This is a genomic window from Streptomyces cellostaticus, assembly GCF_023630175.1.
In the GTDB taxonomy this organism is placed as follows: domain Bacteria; phylum Actinomycetota; class Actinomycetes; order Streptomycetales; family Streptomycetaceae; genus Streptomyces; species Streptomyces cellostaticus_A.
Genome location: NZ_JALLIN010000009.1, coordinates 95378 through 113970 on the forward strand (window position 1 = coordinate 95378; position 18593 = coordinate 113970).

Sequence of the window (18593 nt, forward strand, 5' to 3'; positions counted from 1 at the left end):
GCACTTTGGCAACAGCGTTGCGAAAGTAGGAGGCATGACTGGTACCCCCCTCCGCGTCGGCCTGATCGGCTACGGCCTCGCCGGCTCCGTCTTCCACGCCCCGCTCATCGCGGCCACCGGGGGCCTCACCCTGGACACGGTGGTCACCTCGAACCCCGAGCGGCAGGAGCAGGTCCGCGCCGGGTTCCCCGACGTCCGTGTCGCCGGCACCCCCGAGGAGCTGTTCGGCCGGGCCGGCGGGCTGGACCTGGTCGTCATCGCCTCCCCGAACAGGACGCACGTCCCGCTCGCCACCGCCGCCCTGGAGGCGGGTCTCCCGGTGGTCGTGGACAAGCCGGTCGCGGGCACGGCGGCCGAGGCGCGGGAGCTGGCCGCGCTCGCCGAGGAGCGCGGCCTGCTGCTCTCCGTGTTCCAGAACCGCCGCTGGGACAACGACTTCCTGACCCTGCGGGCCCTGCTGGAGAAGGGGGAACTGGGCGACGTCCGGCGCTTCGAGTCCCGCTTCGAGCGGTGGCGCCCGCGCCCGAAGGGCGGCTGGCGCGAGTCCGGCGACCCGGCGGAGATCGGCGGCCTGCTCTACGACCTCGGCAGCCATGTCGTCGACCAGGCCCTGGTCCTCTTCGGACCGGTCACCGAGGTGTACGCCGAGACGGACATCCGCCGCCCGGGCGCGGAGACCGACGACGACACCTTCATCGCGCTCACCCACGCAAGCGGAGTCCGCTCCCACCTGCACGTCTCCGCGACCACGGCCCAACTCGGCCCGCGCTTTCGGGTCCTGGGCTCACAGGCCGGCTTCGTCAAGTACGGACTGGACCCGCAGGAGGCGGCCCTGCGCGCGAACCGGCGCCCCGGCACGAGCGCCGACTGGGGCACGGAGCCCGAGTCCCTCTGGGGCCGGCTCGGCGCCGGGGAGTCCCCGGTGACCGGCGGGGGCCGCCCCGTACCGACCCTCCCCGGCGACTACCCCGCCTACTACGCGGCCGTGGCGGCGGCCCTGACCTGCGCCGGCCCCAACCCGGTGCCCGCCCTGGAGGCGGCCGCCGCCCTCGACGTACTGGAGGCGGCCCACCAATCCGCCCGCGACAAGGTGACGGTGACCCTCTGATGCACCACCCCAGGATCACCCCGAAGTTCGCCCCCGAGATCACCCCGAGCGTGGAGGAGCTGGAGGCGCAGGAACGCCGCCTGGTCTTCCGGCAGTTCACCTACGACGACGCGTGGGCGCTCGGCTCGCTCCTGGTCGAACTGGCCCGGGAGCGCCAGGCCCCGGTCGCCATCGACATCCACCGCGCCGGCCAGCAGCTCTTCCACGCGGCCCTGCCCGGCTCCACACCGGACAACGACGCCTGGATCCTGCGCAAGCGCCGGGTGGTGGAGCGCTACGGCGCCTCGTCCTACCTGGTCGGTGCCCGCTTCCGGGCCAAGGGCACGACGTTCGAGGAGTCCTCGCGCCTGGACGTCGACACCTACGCGGCGCACGGCGGCGCCTTCCCGGTCCGCGTCGAGAACGTGGGCGTCGTCGGCACGGTGACGGTGTCCGGGCTGCCCCAGCTCCAGGATCACCGCTTCGTCGTGGAGGCGCTGGAGCGGTTCCTCGGCCAGTAGGGGGCGGTGCGAAGGACCCGCGCAGGACCTTCGCGACCTCCCCGGGCCCGCCGGCGGGACCACCGTGCGGCCCCCTCCGGTTGGGACGGACGTGCCCGGTGATCACGGCACGCCGGCCGTCCGGAGGGAAGTGACCCGACGAGCGAGTCGCCGAACGGCGGGAGCACCGCCAAGGAGACCGTCCACCGGTACGGCGTCTGGAGCGTGGGCCTGCGCTCGGAGGACCCGTCCCTGCGCGGCGAGATCGCCGAGGCAGCCGCGGAACTGGAACAACTCGGCTACGGGGCGGCCTGGCTCGGCGGCAGCAGCGCGCCCCGGCACGCACTCCCGCTCCTGGGGGCAGGCCATCGACGGCGGCGACCGAAGCGCCCTCCCCCGCGAGGCATGGCGGCGCCTCTCCGCCCTACTTCGCCAACGGCAGCGCCCTTGAGAAGGGGCACGGGGAACTGCGCGACCAGCCGCACCCCACCCACACCCGAACCCCAACCTCACCAGCTCCAGCTCCAGCTCCAGCTCCAGCTCCAGCGGAGCGCCTACGCGTCCTTCAGCTCCTGCCGCTGCCGCCCCAGCCCCTCGACCTCCAGCTCCACCACGTCCCCGGCCCGCAGGAACGGCTTCGGGTCGGGCTGCCCCAGCGCAACCCCCGCCGGGGTGCCGGTGTTGATGACGTCCCCGGGGTACAGCGTCATGAACCGGCTCACGTAGCGCACCACCTCCCCCACCGGGAAGATCTGCTCGGCCGTGGTCCCGTCCTGCTTCAGCTCGCCGTTGACCCACAGCCGCAGCCCGAGCGCCTGCGGATCCGCGACCTCGTCCGCCGTCACCAGCCAGGGACCGAGCGGGTTGAACGTCTCGCAGTTCTTCCCCTTGTCCCAGGTACCGCCCCGCTCGATCTGGAACTCCCGCTCGGACACGTCGTGCGCCACCGCGTAGCCGGCGACATGCGCCAGCCCCTCCTCGGCCGACTCCAGACAGCGGGCGGTACGCCCGACGACGACGGCCAGCTCCACCTCCCAGTCGGTCTTGCCGGACCCGCGCGGCACCAGCACGGTGTCGTTCGGCCCGACGACCGTGTCCGGGGCCTTGAGGAAGATCACGGGCTCGGCGGGCGGTTCCGCTCCGGTCTCCCGGGCGTGGTCGTGGTAGTTCAGCCCGATGCACACGATCTTGCCGATCCGGCCGAGGGGAGGCCCGATCCGCAGTCCCGCCGCGTCCAGCGCCGGAAGCTCACCGGCCTCGGCCGCCGCCCGGACACGGCCGAGCGCGCCGTCGTCGGCGAGCAGCGTGCCGTCGATGTCGTCCACGATCCCCGACAGGTCGCGCAGGGTTCCCTGGGGGTCGAGCAGCGCCGGGCGCTCCGCTCCGGCAGTACCGACTCGCAGCAGCTTCATGGTCACCATCTCCCTCGATAGCGGGCGCCCGGCGGATGGGTGCAGCCATCGCGGGACTGGTCGATCCTCCAAGTCCCCTGTCCAGTCCACAAGACCCTGTTCATGTACTGGACCGTAACCCGGCCCTCACCGCACCGCGCCTCACCGGTGCAGCGCGCACTGTTCCCATGCGCTCCAGGTCGCGCTGGTGACGACGTACAGCGCGGCGGCGAGCGGCATGACCGCGACGGTGACCAGCGTGAAGAAGGACAGGAACGGCGCCACCTTGCCGACCGCGGCGAGGCCCGGCACCTGCCCGCCGTCCCCGGCGGCCGCCGTGACCGGGTTCTCCGCCGCCGCCGACCTGGCGCGCCGGTGGTTGAAGGCGGCGACGGCCGCGACGAGGACGAAGAGCGCGACGTAGACGAGCCCGGCCGGTCCGAACACCCCGCCGCCGGCGAGGGCGTCGGCCCACCGTCCGCCGAGGGGTGCGGCGAGCAGCGAATGCGTCAGCAGTTCGTTGGCCGTACCGCCGATCGAGGCGTCGGAGAACAGGTGGTAGAGGAGGAAGAAGGCGGGCAACTGGAGCAGGCCGGGCAGGAGACCGGAGAGCGGCGCGACGTTCTCCCGCGCGTGCAGCTCCATGACCGCCTTCTGCAGGCGCTGGGGGTCCTCGGCGTGCTTCTCGCGCAGTTCCGCGATGCGCGGCCGGAGTTCCGCGCGGGCGCGCCGGCCACGGGCGGCCGCCCGGGACAGGGGATGCAGCAGCAGCCGGACCAGTGCGGTGAACAGGACGATCGCCGCGGCCGTGGCGGAGGTGTGGAACAGCGGCTGGAGCAGCTCGGCGAGCTGCTCCACGAGGTGGGCGAAGACGGACATGGGCGGACCCTTCGGGACGGGGCGTCGGTGCCGGTGCGGCCTTTGGTGGGCAGGGCGGCATGACGACCCGCGCGAGGGCGCCGGCACGGACCGGCGGTCCCGTCGGTGAAGGTGGAGGGGTGCCCTACGCGCGGATCGTCGCGAGGGCGCGTCCGGGCGCCCGGGGCCTGCGGCGTCCCCGGGCATCGGGGTCGCGCTGGGGCAGGAAGGCCGTACGGCGGGCCCGGTCGCGTATCGCCGTACGGACCCGATGCGGCGGCACGGCGGGCGCGCGGCGGCCGGCGAGCAGCCAGCAGGCGGCCGACACGGCACCGGCGGCGGCCGTCGCGGCGAGGGCGACGGCGGCGGACGGGCCGGCGGTGCCGAGGAGCGCGGCCTGGATCAGGAACAGATGCGCCAGGACCAGCAGGAGGGCGACGGGCACGGGACGCGCGACGCGGCTGATCACGGTCCCTCCCTGTCTCCCGGCGGGACCGGTTCCCGGCCCCCTCACCGGTACAACGCCCGTACCGCCCGCTCTGGTTCCCGGTCCCGGAGCCGGCCGGGGAGGTGCGGACCTGCGGGGCGGGGGGCACCGGGAATAGCCTGGGAGGAGAGCGGCGCGGGGACCGGACGTGCCCTCCCGACGCATTCCACCTGGGGGGTAGAACCGCGGGGGACGTGACGAGGGAGGCGGAAGCCATGCCCTGGAATCTGACCGGCACGTACCTGGAGAGCTGCAACTGCGACGTGGTGTGTCCGTGCACCACCTCGGGCCTCACCGCACCGGCCGACCACGACCGCTGCCAGGTGACCTTCGCGTTCCACGTGGACAGCGGGAACGTGGACGGGGTGGACGTCTCCGACCGCAGCGTCGCCGTCTTCATCGACGCGCCCCGGGTGATGGCGGACGGCGGCTGGCAGGTGGCGCTGTACCTCGACGCCTCCGCCGACGACGGTCAGGCGGAGGCGCTGGGCCAGGTCTTCTCCGGTCGGGCCGGCGGGCCGATGGCGGCGCTCGCCCCGCTCATCGGCGAGGTCCTCGGAGTGGAACGCGTCCCCATCGACTACAGCGACGACGGCCGCCGCCACGCCGCGCGGGTGGGCGACGCCATCGACATCGAGATCGAGGACCAGGTCGCGCCGCAGTTCGGCGAGGACGGTCCGGTCATGGGTCTGACCGGCATGTTCCACCCGGTGAACAGCACGCTGACCATCGCCCGCTCCGCCCGGGCCACGGGCAACGGCGTGTACGGCCGCTCCTGGGACTTCTCCGGCGGCAACGGGCACTCGGCGCCCTTCACGTGGTCGTCGTGACCGGCCGGTCGGTCACCGTCCGCGGCCCGGCGGCGGCCCCCACCGGACTGCTGCTGGTCGCGGCGGCCGCCGCCTGGGTCTGGATGGCAACGCGCTGGGGCGGCATGCGGGCGACACCGGGGACCATGGGACTGGGCCTGCCCGCCTTCCTGGCCGTGTGGACGCTGATGATGTCGGCCATGATGCTGCCCGCGACGGCGCCCGTCGCCGGGCTGTACACCCGCACCATCACCGTTCACCGGGCGCCGCGCATGGTCGTCTTCACGGTCGCCTACCTGCTTGTCTGGGCCGCGGCCGGGCTGCCGGCCTACGCCCTGGCCGCCGCCCTGGGCCGGGTGACGAGCCTGTCCGCCATGGCGGGGACGGCGGTGGCCGCGGCCCTCTTCACGGTGAACGGCGTCTACCAGCTCACGCCCCTCAAGGACCGCTGTCTGGCGAAGTGCCGCTCACCGATCGGGATGATCATGCGCTACGCCTCGTACCCGGCTCCCTCGCGCGATCTGCGTGCCGGACTCCACCACGGGGCCTTCTGCCTGGGGTGCTGCTGGTCGCTGATGGTGGTGCTGGCGGCCTTCGGTGTGATGAACCTGTGGGCCATGGTGGTCCTGGCCGCCGTGATCTTCGTCGAGAAGCTGGCCCCGGCCGGCCACCTGGTGGCCCGCGCCGTGGGCGTCGTCTCGCTCGCACTGGCCGTCGCCGTCTTCTGGGTTCCGGCGCTGGCCCCGGCCCTGACCGGTGGCGGCATGACCGGAATGTGAGGACCCGGGCGGTGCCCGGTGCGGGACCACGTACTCCACCTGTGTCACCGGTCGGCAGTACGGTGTCACCCATGCGCCCCGACTCGCCTGCCGAGAACGTCGACCACACCGCCGAAGCGGCACGCCTGGAGCGGACCGCCGGCCTGTACCCCGAGGACGCCGAGGTCCTGCTCCTGCGTGCCGCGGCCCATCTGGAACTGTCCGGCGACCGCCCCGCCGCGACGACGCTCTACGACCGTCTGCTGTCCTCCGGCGACACCCTGGAGGACCCCCACCTCGTCCGCGCCCTGAAGGCCTCGAACCTGTGGGAGTACGGCCACGAGGCGGAGGCCAGGGCGATCATCGACGGCATCCGCGCGTCGGCGCCCCGCCGGCCGGCACCCTGGGTGATCGTCGCCGAGTCCCTGGAGTCGCACGACGAGCTGGAGGCGGCGGAACAGACCCTCACGCAGGCGGCGGCCCTCCTGCTGCCGGACGGCACGGAGCCCCCGTACGGCACGCACCCCCTCCTGTACGGCCGCCACCGCGTCCGCCGCATGCTGGGCCTGCCCCACGACGACTGGGACACCCTCGCGGACGGCCTCCACGCCTCCGCGGTCTCCCTGGACGAACTCCACGACCCGAAGCGGGTCTGGTCCCTGGGCTCGGACAACCCGGCGGAGCTGGCCGCGGAGATCTCCCGCCTCAACGCCGAACTGGGCGCCTACCGGGAAGCCCTCTCCCGCCCGTTCCCGGTGGCGGTCCTGCACTGGCCGGCCCCCGAGCTGACGGAACTGCTGGCGGCCTACGCCGGCCTGGAGGCGGAGTACCCCTCCCACGACGCCCACCTGGCGACGATAGAGGCCTCCCTCCGTGAACTGGCGTCCTCGGGCACGCCCAACCTGGGCATCGTCACCGGCACGGTCCCGTCCTACGAGGCCTTCGCGGCCTCCGAGGGCTCCAGCCCGTCCGACACGACCCTCCTGCCCCAGTACGCGACGACCCTCGCGGCGCGCGGCCGCGCCGTGGCCTGGCCCCCGCAGCGCACGGCGCACTGCTGGTGCGGTTCGGGCCACGCGTACGGCGACTGCCACGGAGCGCCGGAGCCCGCGGCGGCCGTCTAGGGCCTGCTGCTGCCGGGAAGGTCCGCCGGAAAGCCCGCGGCGTCCGGTGCGGTGCGTCGCAAGGCGGAGCTCCGCCCGCGTCCAGGACGTACTCGGGCCGGGCATACGCGGGCCGGGCATACTCGGGGCACGACGCGGCGAGGCGCCGTGCCGGACGCCGCGAACCGGTGAACCCCTCCCGGACCACGGCACGGCAGTGAGCCCGGCGAACGAGACGGAGGGTGGTGGCGCGGCCGTGTCCCAGCCCTGGCTGACCTGCTCCCTCCTCTTCGCCGCCTTCTGGACGTTCGTCGGCGCCCACGGCACCCGCGCCGCCCTGCGCGCCCGCCGGTCCCTGGGCCGGCTCGGTGTGCGGGGCGTCCGGACGCGGGGCGAGGTGGCCAACTCCGCCCGCCGAGTGGGCACGTCCTACCATCCACCCCAGATCCGCTACCAGGCCCCGCCCCCGGGCCACCCCACGGCCCCCGCCACCCATACCTACCGCCAGGTCCCCCTGAACACCGACTCCCCCAACGCCCTGTACCGCGGCACGCCGGTCATCCTGCGCTACGACCCGCAGGACCCGCGGCGGGCGGTGGTGGTGCGCACGGCGAAGGCGTACTCGCCCACCGCGAACCTGGTGTGGTGCGTGTGCTGCGTGGCGTTCGGGGTCGGCGTAGCGGCCTTCTCCCTCATGTAACCGGGGACTTCTGTCAGTGCCCCCTGCTACAACAGATGCACGTTGAACATGCTCTAGGGGGGGTCAAGGTGGCGGAGCCGGGGGGACCTGTGAAGCCGGTCGCCGGCGTGTACGAGCGGCTGATCACCGACGACGTGAGCGAGGCGCTGGGGCGGCTCGCGGCCACGGGGTGGACGGCCGTCGACGCGGAGGTCAGCGCGGAGTCGGCGCCCCATGTGCTTGCCCGTCACATCGGAGAGGTGGTCGCTCACAAGCTCCATCAGCTCCCGCCCGCCCAGCGGGTCCGGTTCGCCAACGAGATCCTCACGTCCCTGGATACCGCCGCTCCTGAGCACGGCGAACCCGAGCCGGTCCGCACGGTGGCAGAAGGCCCACGGCAGTTGCTGGCCCTGGCGAAGCAGGAGGCACCCGGGGCGTACGCGATCCGGCCGCTCACCCCGCTGTCCGAGACATCGCTGCTCACGAACTCGCCGGAGGACCTCAGTCTGGGCTCCGAGCTGCGGGCCGAACTGGCCACCGCCGACCGTATCGATCTGCTCTGCGCCTTCGTGAAGTGGTACGGCATCCGGGTACTCGAGGACGCCCTGCGTGCCGCCAAGGAGCGAGGCGTACCGATCCGGGTCATCACCACCACGTACATGGGCGCCACCGACCGCCACGCGCTCGACCGCCTGGTGCGCGACTTCGGTGCCACGGTCAAGGTGAACTACGAGATCCGCTCCACCCGCCTGCACGCCAAGGCATGGCTGTTTCGACGCAGCACGGGATTCGACACGGCGTACGTCGGCAGTTCAAACCTCTCCAGGGCCGCACTGCTCGATGGCCTGGAGTGGAACGTACGCCTGTCCTCGATCGCGACACCCGCGGTGCTGGACAAGTTCGAGGCGACCTTCGACGCGTACTGGAACGACACGGCCTTCGAGACGTACGACCCCGATCTGCACGGTGAGCGCCTCGACGGAGCACTGGCCCAGGCAGGCGGCGGAGCACCCGCCACCGAGCTGAAGATCAACCTTTCGGGCCTGGAGGTACGGCCCTTCCCCCATCAGCGGGACATGCTGGAGCGGCTCAGCGTCGAACGGGAGATCCGAGGGCGGCACCGGAACCTGCTGGTCGCGGCAACCGGCACCGGCAAGACCGTGATGGCAGCCCTGGACTACCGGGGCCTTTGCGGACCGGCGAAGAGCGGTCGGCCGAGACTGCTGTTCGTGGCCCACCGCAAGGAGATCCTTCGGCAGTCGCTGCGCACCTACCGGGAGGTTCTGGACGACGCCTCGTTCGGCGAACTGCTGCACGCCGGCACGGAACCCCGGGCCTGGGAGCACGTGTTCGCGAGCGTTCAGTCACTCAACGTCTCGAGGCTTGAGCGACTGGCACCCGAGCACTTCGACATCATCGTCATCGACGAGTTCCACCACGCCACGGCCACCACGTACCGGCGGGTGATCGACCACTTCACCCCGCGGGAACTGCTGGGACTCACCGCGACGCCCGAGCGGATGGACGGCCGGAACGTCCAGGACGAGTTCTTCGACGGCCGGATCGCCGCCGAAATGCGGCTGTGGGAGGCGCTGGAGAACGACCTGCTCTGCCCCTTCCACTACTTCGGCATTCCGGACGGTACGGATCTGACGAACCTTGGCTGGCAGAAGGGCGCGTACGCCGACCAGGAACTCGGCAACCTCTACACGGGCGACCACGCCCGCGCCCGGATCGTGGTGAGGCAGATCCGGGACAAGGTCTCCGACCCCGGCGCCATGAGGGCGCTGGGTTTCTGCGTCACCAAGGCGCACGCCCACTTCATGGCCGGCTTCTTCCGCCAGGCCGGTTTCCAGGCGATGGCGCTCGACAGCGACTCCCCCGCCGAAGTGCGCGCCCGGGCCCTCGCCGAACTACGCGAGGGCAGGCTTCAGGTGATCTTCTCGGTCGACCTGTTCAACGAGGGGCTGGACATCCCCGACGTGGACACCCTGCTCCTGCTCCGCCCCACCAACAGCGCGACCGTCTTCCTCCAGCAGTTGGGGCGCGGGCTCAGGCGCACCGACAGCAAGCCCGTACTCACCGTCCTCGACTTCATCGGGCAGCACCGGACCGAGTTCCGCTTCGAGGAGCAGTTCCGGGCTCTGACCAACCTCTCGCGGAACCGGCTCGTCGATCACATCGAGCACGACTTCCCGCAACTGCCTTCCGGCTGCCAGATCATCCTGGAGGGCAAGTCCAAGGACCTCGTCCTGGACAACATTCGTACCCAGCTCGGCGCCACCGTGAAGACCCTGGTGAACGAGGTCAGGGCGTACCGCACCCCTCGCCTCGCCGACTATCTTCGTGAAAGCCGCCGGGAGATCAAGGAGCTCTACAAGAGCGAGAACTCCTGGACCGCCGTCCTTCGGCGAGCCGGCCTGATCGACGGGACGGCGGAACCCGGAGAGGCGGCGCTACTCAAGCGGGTCCACGCGTTTCTTCACGTCGACGACCCGGAGCGCGCCGGAGCCTATCTCCGACTCCTCGAAGACGACGCCCCGCCGTACGAGGAACTGCCTCCGACCGACCAGTCGTACGCCCGCATGCTGTTCTTCAACCTGTGGGACGACGCGGGCGGGTTCGCCAGCTTCCAGGAGGGCCTTGCGTCGCTGCGCTCCCAGCGGGCCTTCCGCGATGAGCTGCGGCAGGTGCTGTCGCACGTCATGGAGCAAATGGACCACCTCCCGATCCCGCTGTCCGGCAGTCTCAGCCGCGTTCCGCTGAGGGTCCACAGCGCGTACAACCGTTCCGAGATCCTCGCCGCCCTCGGGGTGGCCCGCTTCGGCGGGCAGATGCCGCGGTCCTTCGCCCAGGGCGTGCAGTGGGTCGCGGAGCTGAGGACGGACACCCTGCTCATCACGCTGGAGAAGAACGAGAAGGACTTCTCACCCACCGTCCGTTACAAGGACTATGCGTTGAGCCCGGCGCTCTTCCACTGGGAATCCCAGAACTCCACGGCGGAGAACTCGCGTACCGGCCTGCGGTACCGGCAGCACGAACAGCGCGGAAGCCACGTCCTTCTGTTCGTGCGCCGCTACAAGAACACCGACATAGGCAAGTCCCAGCCGTGGATGCTCCTCGGCCCGGCCACCTACGAGAGCCACACCGGCAGCAAGCCGATGGCGATCACGTGGCGCCTGGAGCACGACCTTCCGGCGGACGTCTGGACCTATTCGGCAGTCGCCACCGGATAGGACCCGGAGCCGCCTGGCCGGCAGGGGGGCGACGACGAACCGGCGGACCCGCCTGCTGTGGGCCTGGTCTTGTGGGAGGCATGGAGACCCGGCAGGACGCGCCGTGCCTGCCCCACCGGGACGCCGGGTCTCGGGGCCTCAGTCCTCGGTGTTCCGTTTCGCGTGCTTCGGAGAGTTCTTTCCCTTGTCCGTGGTGTCCGCCGTGGTACCGGGCGCTTGCCCGGCTTTGCCGCGGTGGTGGGCGGAGGCGCCGTGGGGGTCGGCGCCGTCGTTGCCGGACCTGTGGGACCTCGGGGTCACCCGGTCGGGCGACGGCAGGCTCCTGGAGACGGCCTGGGTGTGAGGGTCGGAGGCCGTGGACGGCGGGGTGTGCGGGCCGGCGCTCCTCACGTCCGGCCGGTCGCCGGCCGGCGAGGCGGTGCCGGCCTTGTCGCGGGGGGTGGTCGCCTTGCCGGACGAGTGGCGGTCCGGTGTCGTCGAGGTGGAGGCGGTGTCGGCACGGTCGTCGCCGGCTCCGCTGGTGCCCGGTGCGAGTGCGAGGGTCGCGCCCACGGCCACGGAGAGGGCGGCGAGGGCGGTGCCCACCGCGAGGCGGCGGCCGTGCGGCGGGCGGTCCGCGTGGGCATGCCCTCGGACCGCCGCCGGAGCGACGGAGCGGCCGGGCCGGATCACCGCCGTCCTCGGTCCCTGCGTACGGGTGGGGTGGTTCGCCGCCGGACCCCGGGGCACGGCGGGCTCGTTCACGGCCGCGGGGGCCGCGGCGCCGGGTGCGTTCAGGGTGGCCAGGGTCAGCGCACACTGTTCGGCGTCGGGACGTGCCGCGGGGTCCTTCGCGGTCATGGTGTGCAGCAGGGTCGCCAGGTCCGGGGAGACCCAGGTGGGGATCTCGGGCGCGCGCAGCAGGCGGGCGACCGCGGCCTCCAGGGGGGTGCCCGGGTATTCCAGGCCCCCTTTCAGGCACTCCAGCAGGACGAGGCCGAGCGCGTAGACGTCGGTGGGCGGTCCGACGTACCCGCCCTCGACCTGCTCGGGCGCCAGATACGCGGCGGTGCCGGTCAGCACGTCGGGTGCGGTCTGACGGGTGGCGTCGGCAAGGCGCGCGATGCCGAAGTCGGCCAGATGGGGGTCGCCGGCCGGGTCCAGCAGGACGTTCGACGGTTTGACGTCGCGGTGCACTATCTCGGCCCGGTGCACGTGGGCGAGTGCCCGTGCGAGGGCGGCGCCCAGGGTCGCCACGCGACGCTCGGGCAGGGGGCCGCCGTCCAGGAGGCTGTGCAGCGTGGGGCCCTCGACCAGTTCCATGACCAGGTAGGTGCGGTCGTCCTCGCGGCCGGAGTCGTAGACCGTGATGAGGCCGGGGTGCTGGAGGCCGGCGAGGAGGACGGCCTCCGCGGTGAGGCGGTCCTCGGTCTGCGGGCCCGGGCCGGGCCGGAACATCTTGACGGCGACGGGCCGGCCGAGGCGCGTGTCGACGCCCTCGTAGACGTGGGCCATGCCTCCGGATCCGATTCTCGCGCCCAGTCGGTAGCGTCCGGCCAGAAGGTGCGCGGGCCGCGGTTCCGCTGTGACCGGCGCGGGGGGCGGCGGGGCTGCTGATCGGCTGGCCTTCATCTGGGTCTCCGTTGCTGTCGCCTCGTGCCGGACGCGGCCGTGGGCCGTGCTCCGATGCGGGTACCCGAGCCCGTGTCAGGTAGGCGGACGAACTCGCGGTGGATCGACGAGCGTGGGGGCCCCGGCCGGGTGACGCGCCGTGCCGGTGCCCCGGGTCCGTCGCTCGGCCGGGGTGCGCGGTGCGCCCCCTGGCGGGGCCTCGGGGCTGCCGCCCGCTGCTACCCGCGCCGGGCCGCCATCGCGGCCCCGACCAGCCATCCGGCCCCTGCGGGGAGGCGCCGATCGCGTGTCCGTCCCGCGCATCGGCTTTCCCCGGTTGCGCGAGGTGAGGAGGTCGGGCTGGTTCGCCCGTGCCTGGTCGCGCACGAGCGCCGAGAACAACGACACCGACGGACACGGCGACGCGCGGTACGGCCGGCCGTGCACGGCATCGGCAACGATGCCCGGCCGGTCGGCGGAGTGGGGGTACGGGCATGGTGACGCCGACGGGTCGGTTGCGTCTGCTGCCTTGGTCCGGGCCGGAGGGCAAGCCGTGCCATCCCGCCGCTGAGGGAACGGGACACCTCTCCCGGCTCGCGGACACCATGGAGTCCGCCCAGATCGGTCCGGCCGGTCGGCTCCTCAGGAAAGCACGACGTGCTCTGGACGGGCGTCAGTGGACGCTAGGTGAACTGCGCCTGCTTGCCATCCACTTGCCCGAGGCGCCGGCCCATGTGCACCGGATCGCGGTGAGCCGGGGCGAGCGCCTGCCCTCGCCGGCGTACGCAGACCTCGACACCCTCGGCGACGAGGACGACGAGGACGACGATCTGGACGCCTCGCGGATGCCCCGGCGCGCCTGACCTGTCCCCCGCCGTAGGCGTTTGCGTCTCCCCGTGTCGACGACGCCGCGCCGGACGTCCAGGCTGCGCGGGCGGCAAGCGTCCCGAGGCCGTCCAGGCCGCGGTGGGCGGCGGGCCTCCGAAGGCCTCCAGGCCGCGTGGGCGACGGGCGGCCGGCGGGCACGGGGCGCGACCCCGAGTGGCCCGGGCCCGGACGATCACCCGAGTCCCGGCACCTCCGGGCGCGGGCCCCGGTGCGCGGGCCCCGGTGCGCGGGTCGTGCCCCGCCGGGCGGCGTGGGAGCGGGCGGCCTCCGGCGGTGGCCATGCCGTGGAACGGGCGGAGGCCGGCCGGTGGCGGGCCGGAGTCCTATGCCGTCGCCGCCAGGTCCGCGCGGCCGAACAGCAGGGCGTAGCCGGGAGGGAGCTGCGCCAGGACGCGGGTCGTCAGGGACTCGCCGGCGATGTCCGCCACGACACCCAGGACCGAGCTGACGTCCCAGCGGGCCGTGGCCGGGGTGGCGTCGCCGAGGTGGTCCGCCACGGACTCGACGAAATCGCGTGCGGACAGCGGGGTGTTCGCGGGGATCCGGGAGGCGACCAGGGTGCCCGCCTCCCGGGGCAGGGCCTGGGCGAGGGCGACTCGTTCCTCACCGGTCACATGGCCGCCGAGGGCGGTGAGGACGGTACGGGTGACGCGCTCGGCCTCGGCCGCCGTCGAGTAGCGACCGGCCTCGCGCACCGCCTCGGTGAGCGCCTCCCAGCGCGCGGCGTCGGTGTCGGCCCCGGGGGTGAGGGGGCGCGGCGACGGGGCCCCGGTGGGGGCGGGAGCGGGGATGGTCGTTCTCGGCTGCGGGGTCGTCACGGTCATCGTGGGATGGCTCCTCTTCCAGGACGCTTCGGGACACCGGAAGCCCGGTACCCCGTAAGGCGACGCGCATGAGCGGGAATTCGGCCAAAGCGCGGCATGTGGTGGCATGCGGCCCGTGGGGCGGTATCCGCCCCGGTGGGGAGGCGGACCACCGCGCCCCGGGCCCCGGCGGGGGCCACGGGGCGCGGAGCCCGCCACCGGTGGGTGGTCGGGCCGGGGGCGGTCAGCGGGTGATCTGCTTGCGGCCGTCGTCGCCGCCGCTGATCCGGATGCGGCGCGGCTTGGCCTGTTCGGCCACCGGGATGCGCAGGGTCAGGACGCCGGCCTCGTACGAGGCGTCGATGCGCTCGGTGTCGAGCGTGTCGCCGAGGAAGAGCTGACGGGTGGAGACGCCCGTGGGGCGCTCGGCGACGATCATCTCGGCACCCTCGGGTGCGGGGGTGCGGCGTTCGGCGCGGACGCTGAGGACGTTGCGCTCGACGTCCAGCTCGATCGTCTCGGGGTCGATCCCCGGAAGGTCGAAGTGGACCAGGAACTCGTCACCGGAGCGGTAGGCGTCCATCGGCATGGCCGACGGGCGGCCGGCGGTGGTGTTCGCGGTGCCGAAGACCTGCTGCGCGAGTCGGTCGAAGTCACGGAACGGGTCCGTACGCATGAGCATCACTGCTCACTCCTCTCCTCGGGTGCTGGGTGCGATGCCCTTCGCTATTTATATAGCTCGCGGCCGGAAAGTTGACAAGCCCAGACTCAGCTTGTTGGAGTCCAGGAGGCGCTCGATAGTCTCGGGCCAGCCACAGGAGGCAGCCGTCGCGGACCGGTCCGCGACGACGTGCATGACGGACACGACGTACGTGGAGGCAGCTCATGGCCAGGATTCCCAGCGCGGTGGTCGCGGCGACCGGGCTCGTCGGCGGGTACGGCGTCGCCCGCTGGACCGGTGAGCGGCGGCTCGGCGGGGTCGTCCTGGCCGCCGCGGGCGCCGCCGCCGCGCAGCGGTGGCGCAGGCAGGCGGGCGGGAAGGCAGCGGGCGCGCTGACCGCCGGGTACGTCGCCGCGTTCGCCGGGTCGCACCCGCTGGCCAGGAGGATCGGCGCCTGGCCGTCCGTCCTCGGCGTCGCGGGCGCCGTCGCACTGGCCTCCTGGGCCGTCGCCGACCGGCGCGGCTGAACCGGCGGCCGGCGCCGCGGACGTCACCGGGGCTCCCGGCTCCGAAGGCGGGGCCGGCCGGGGGGAACACCGCGGCCGGCCCGCGCACCGGCGTGCTCGACCCGCTGCGGGCGGCCGTCCCGGCGCCGGTGGCCGTGCGAACCGGCGCCAGGGGCGGTTGCGGGCGGCCGGAACCCGTCCCGGGCCCGCCGGGGCCGGCCCCCGGCCAGCCGTTCCGCCGTCCCGGCGCCGCCCGTTACAGCTCCGCCTGGCCCGCGCCCTTGAGCGCGCCCAGGTCGAAGACGCCGCCCATCCTGGCGAAGCCCAGGTCACTGGGGTGCAGATGGTCGCCGGAGTCGTACTGGGGGCGCAGCCGGCGCGCGTCGTACGGGTCCCGCAGGGCCTGGTCGAAGTCGACGACCGAGTCGTAGACCCGGCCGGACCGGATCTCCGCGTTGACCTGCCGGCGCACCTCCTCGCGGGCCGGCGTCCAGCCGCGGTGGCCGCGGAACGGCATCAGGGTCGCGCCCACCACCCTCAGCCCGCGGGCGTGCGCCTGGCGCACCAGGGTGCGCAGGCCCTCGGTGATCCGGTCCGGGTCGGCGAGGGCCGGGTTGCGGAGGATGTCGTTGATGCCGAGGTCGATGACGACGACCTTCACATTGGTCCGGGACAGCGCGTCCCGGCCGAAGCGGCCGAGGCCGCTCTGGTTCTCCGCCGGGCGGCCCAGGCCGTCCGCGAGGACCTGGTTGCCGCTGATGCCCTCGTTGACGATGCCGTAGCGCGGCAGGGCGTCACCGCCCGCCACCGCCGTGTGGAGCCGGCCCGCGAGGACGTCGGTCCAGCGGCGGTTGGCGCCGACCGTGGACGTGATGCCGTCGGTTATCGAGTCGCCGAAGACGACCACCGTGCCCGTCGCCTCGTTGCTCAGCACGTCAAGGGCCGTCAGATAGCGCCAGTACGGCGTCTGTTCGGTGTACGCGGCGCCCGTCGCGTCCTCCGTGCGGTCGCCCCGGGCGACGTACGACATCTGCTGCGCGTGCGGGTGGTAGGTGACCGGGCCCGACTGGGTCGGCGCGTACGTGGTGACCAGCACGTCCGAGTCGCGCGGGACGATGACGCGGACGGCGTCGCTGAGCACCTGGCCGCCGGCCGGGACGACCACGCCGGGCGCGCCGTTGAACGTCAGCCGGCGCATCGTCGCCGCGTCGGCCTCGGCCGTGTCGTGACCCGACGCCACGGCCAGGGAGGCGTGCGTGATGGTCAGCGGGGACTGCCCGTAGAGGTTGGACAGCGTGATGCGGGCACTCGTACCCGCGGTGCTCGCGTGGACGACGTTGCGCACCGAGCGGCCGGCGAGACCGGTGGTCTCGGTGCCCGGCTCGCCGCCCACGGGCGCCGTGGACCAGGCGCCGACCCAGGTGCCGGTCGACGCGGGAGCGACGGAGGAGCCATGGCGTGGACGGCCGTCGGTGACAGTGCTGCTGGGGGTGCCGTGGCCCATGGCCACCGTGACGTAGACGGCTGCGGATACGGCCACGATCAGCGCGACCAGGGCGCTGAGTACGGCATAACCATGACGCTTGGTCATGCTTGCGTTGTTCTCCTCGGGAGACGGGAGCCCGGGGCTCCGATCTTGATGAACCCATGATGCGTCATGGGTTCGGGAGACCTGACAGGGCCCTGCCCGAAACCCCCTGGGAACAGACGCCGGGAACTCCCGTTCCGTTCCGGGAGTCGGTCAGGAAGGGACAATTGTGGGCGGGATCACCGCACGGGTGGAGTACGGGTGGAGCTGATGGAAAGCACCGAGACACGAACAGCGGACCGGACGACGGCACGGCAGACCGCGTCGCACCGGACGATGACCGCCTTCACGCCCGCCGACGAGGAACGGCGGCGGGGCGTGCGGCGCATGAAACTCACCGCGACCGGGCTGCTGCTGTTCGTCGCCCTCGTCTACGTGCTCGCCCGGCTCGCCACGCACCAGGGCGCGGGCGCCTGGGCGGGATACGTGGCCGCCGCGGCCGAGGCCGGCATGGTGGGCGCCCTCGCCGACTGGTTCGCCGTCACCGCCCTCTTCCGGCACCCCCTCGGGCTGCCCATCCCGCACACGGCGATCATCCCCACCAAGAAGGACCAGCTCGGCGTCTCCCTGGGCGAGTTCGTCGGGGAGAACTTCCTCTCCCAGGACGTCGTGCGGCAGCGGCTGCGCGCCGTCGGCATCGGCAGCCGGCTCGGCGCCTGGCTCGCCCGGCCCGAGCACGCCGACCGGGTCACCGCCGAACTCGCCACCGCGCTGCGCGGCGCGCTCACCGTGATGCGCGACCGGGACGTCCAGGCCGTCGTCACGGAGGCCGTCACCCGGCGGGCCGACGTCCAGGAGATCGCGCCCGGCCTCGGCAAGATGCTGGAGCGGATCGTCGCCGACGGCGGCCACAACCGCGTCGTCGACCTCGTCGTCGCCCGCGCCCACGACTGGCTGGAACTGCACCGCGCCGACGTGATGAGCGCCGTCGAGGGCGGGGCGCCCGGCTGGACCCCGCGCTTCGTCGACAAGAAGGTCGGCGACCGCGTGTACAAGGAACTGCTGCGCTTCGTCACCGAGATGCGCGACATGCCCTCCCACCCGGCCCGCGGCGCCCTCGACCGCTTCCTCACGGACTTCGCCTCCGACCTGCAGTCCGACACCGACACCCGCGGACGGGTGGAACGGCTCAAGGGCGACATCCTCGGCCGCGGCGAGGTGCAGGACCTGATCGCCTCCGCCTGGACCGCCGTACGCTCCATGGTCGTCGCGGCCGCCGGGGACGAGCGCAGCGAGCTGCGCACGCGGGTGCGGGCCGCCCTGCTCTCGCTCGGCACCCGGATGGCGAACGAGCCGAGGGTGCAGCAGAAGGTCGACGGCTGGGTGGAAGGCGTGGCCGTGCACGTCGTCACCACGTACCGCAAGGAGATCACCTCGCTGATCACCGAAACCGTCGCCGGCTGGGACGCCGAGCACACCACCCGCAAGATCGAGGCGCACATCGGCCGCGACCTCCAGTTCATCCGCATCAACGGCACGGTCGTCGGTTCGCTGGCGGGCCTGCTCATCTACGTCGTCACCCGCGCCGTGGGCGCCTGAGACCGGTCCGCCCCGGGCCTGCCGCGGAACCTCTCCGAACCTGCCCGGTCCCCCTTGCGCGGGCCTGCCCCGGGCCTACCCGGGCCACGCGAGGGCACCCGTATCCCGTC

17 protein-coding genes and 1 pseudogene are annotated in these 18593 nt (G+C 73.1%); 11 read left to right on the forward strand and 7 right to left on the reverse strand.

The window, feature by feature from the left end; translation table 11 throughout:
• The first annotated feature begins 34 nt into the window (after positions 1–34).
• From MXD57_RS08145 to MXD57_RS08155, 3 genes and pseudogenes are all read left to right on the forward strand, one after another.
• Positions 35–1108 (forward strand): Gfo/Idh/MocA family protein, encoded by a 1074-nt coding sequence (locus tag MXD57_RS08145; protein WP_250400640.1) that lies wholly within the window; start codon positions 35–37, stop codon positions 1106–1108.
• Positions 1108–1608 carry a heme-degrading domain-containing protein gene (locus MXD57_RS08150; protein ID WP_250400641.1) on the forward strand — a complete coding sequence of 167 codons (501 nt, stop codon included), beginning with the start codon at positions 1108–1110 and terminating at the stop codon, positions 1606–1608. The genes MXD57_RS08145 and MXD57_RS08150 overlap by 1 nt, the downstream gene beginning before the upstream one ends.
• A 204-nt stretch (positions 1609–1812) precedes the next feature.
• Positions 1813–1959: pseudogene (locus MXD57_RS08155) on the forward strand (LLM class F420-dependent oxidoreductase); the annotation flags it as partial.
• A gap of 182 nt (positions 1960–2141) precedes the next feature.
• Here MXD57_RS08155 and MXD57_RS08160 read toward each other — a convergent pair.
• From MXD57_RS08160 to MXD57_RS08170, 3 genes are all read right to left on the reverse strand, one after another.
• Complete coding sequence (locus tag MXD57_RS08160) at positions 2142–2999, reverse strand: fumarylacetoacetate hydrolase family protein (RefSeq protein ID WP_250400642.1); 858 nt, start codon at positions 2997–2999, stop codon at positions 2142–2144.
• 141 nt (positions 3000–3140) lie between these two features.
• The gene (gene yidC / locus MXD57_RS08165; RefSeq protein WP_250400643.1) at positions 3141–3857 is read right to left on the reverse strand and encodes a membrane protein insertase YidC; all 717 of its coding nucleotides are present in this window, start codon (positions 3855–3857) and stop codon (positions 3141–3143) included.
• 124 nt (positions 3858–3981) lie between these two features.
• The gene (locus MXD57_RS08170) at positions 3982–4305 is read right to left on the reverse strand and encodes a DUF6412 domain-containing protein (protein WP_374114669.1); all 324 of its coding nucleotides are present in this window, start codon (positions 4303–4305) and stop codon (positions 3982–3984) included.
• Positions 4306–4538: 233 nt separating this feature from the next.
• On the opposite strand from MXD57_RS08170, the gene MXD57_RS08175 reads away from it, so the two are divergent.
• The 5 genes from MXD57_RS08175 to MXD57_RS08195 all read left to right on the forward strand — a co-directional run bounded on the left by MXD57_RS08175 (position 4539) and on the right by MXD57_RS08195 (position 10908).
• On the forward strand, positions 4539–5153 hold the full coding sequence (locus tag MXD57_RS08175; RefSeq protein ID WP_250400644.1) for a DUF1326 domain-containing protein: 615 nt from the start codon (positions 4539–4541) through the stop codon (positions 5151–5153).
• Positions 5150–5911 (forward strand): DUF2182 domain-containing protein, encoded by a 762-nt coding sequence (locus MXD57_RS08180; RefSeq protein ID WP_250400645.1) that lies wholly within the window; start codon positions 5150–5152, stop codon positions 5909–5911. Before MXD57_RS08175 ends, MXD57_RS08180 begins: the two co-directional genes overlap by 4 nt.
• 71 nt (positions 5912–5982) lie before the next feature.
• Positions 5983–7014, forward strand: coding sequence for an SEC-C domain-containing protein (locus MXD57_RS08185; RefSeq protein ID WP_250400646.1), 1032 nt, complete (start codon positions 5983–5985; stop codon positions 7012–7014).
• A 235-nt stretch (positions 7015–7249) separates the two neighbouring features.
• Positions 7250–7693: a DUF3592 domain-containing protein gene (locus MXD57_RS08190; RefSeq protein WP_250400647.1), complete on the forward strand. Its 444-nt coding sequence runs from the start codon at positions 7250–7252 to the stop codon at positions 7691–7693.
• A 35-nt stretch (positions 7694–7728) separates the two neighbouring features.
• Entirely contained in the window at positions 7729–10908 is a 3180-nt protein-coding gene (locus MXD57_RS08195) for a DUF3427 domain-containing protein (protein ID WP_250400648.1), read from the forward strand.
• Positions 10909–11046: 138 nt separating this feature from the next.
• Here the strand turns inward: MXD57_RS08195 and MXD57_RS08200 are convergent, their stop codons facing one another.
• Positions 11047–12519 (reverse strand): serine/threonine-protein kinase, encoded by a 1473-nt coding sequence (locus MXD57_RS08200; RefSeq protein WP_374114670.1) that lies wholly within the window; start codon positions 12517–12519, stop codon positions 11047–11049.
• Between the two features lie 473 nt (positions 12520–12992).
• Between MXD57_RS08200 and MXD57_RS08205 the strand changes: the two genes are divergently transcribed.
• Positions 12993–13361, forward strand: a complete 369-nt coding sequence (locus tag MXD57_RS08205; RefSeq protein ID WP_250400650.1) for a hypothetical protein — start codon at positions 12993–12995, stop codon at positions 13359–13361.
• Positions 13362–13709: 348 nt separating this feature from the next.
• Here MXD57_RS08205 and MXD57_RS08210 read toward each other — a convergent pair whose 3' ends face one another.
• Positions 13710–14210: a DUF2267 domain-containing protein gene (locus MXD57_RS08210; protein WP_250400651.1), complete on the reverse strand. Its 501-nt coding sequence runs from the start codon at positions 14208–14210 to the stop codon at positions 13710–13712.
• Positions 14211–14433: 223 nt separating this feature from the next.
• Complete coding sequence (locus MXD57_RS08215) at positions 14434–14871, reverse strand: Hsp20/alpha crystallin family protein (protein WP_250400652.1); 438 nt, start codon at positions 14869–14871, stop codon at positions 14434–14436.
• A 203-nt stretch (positions 14872–15074) separates the two neighbouring features.
• Here MXD57_RS08215 and MXD57_RS08220 point away from each other — a divergent pair, with 203 nt between their 5' ends.
• Positions 15075–15377 (forward strand): hypothetical protein, encoded by a 303-nt coding sequence (locus MXD57_RS08220; protein ID WP_250400653.1) that lies wholly within the window; start codon positions 15075–15077, stop codon positions 15375–15377.
• A gap of 235 nt (positions 15378–15612) precedes the next feature.
• Here MXD57_RS08220 and MXD57_RS08225 read toward each other — a convergent pair whose 3' ends face one another.
• Entirely contained in the window at positions 15613–16947 is a 1335-nt protein-coding gene (locus tag MXD57_RS08225; RefSeq protein WP_250400654.1) for an SGNH/GDSL hydrolase family protein, read from the reverse strand.
• A 273-nt stretch (positions 16948–17220) separates the two neighbouring features.
• Between MXD57_RS08225 and MXD57_RS08230 the strand changes: the two genes are divergently transcribed.
• On the forward strand, positions 17221–18483 hold the full coding sequence (locus MXD57_RS08230) for a DUF445 domain-containing protein (RefSeq protein WP_374114671.1): 1263 nt from the start codon (positions 17221–17223) through the stop codon (positions 18481–18483).
• Positions 18484–18593 lie beyond the last annotated feature (110 nt).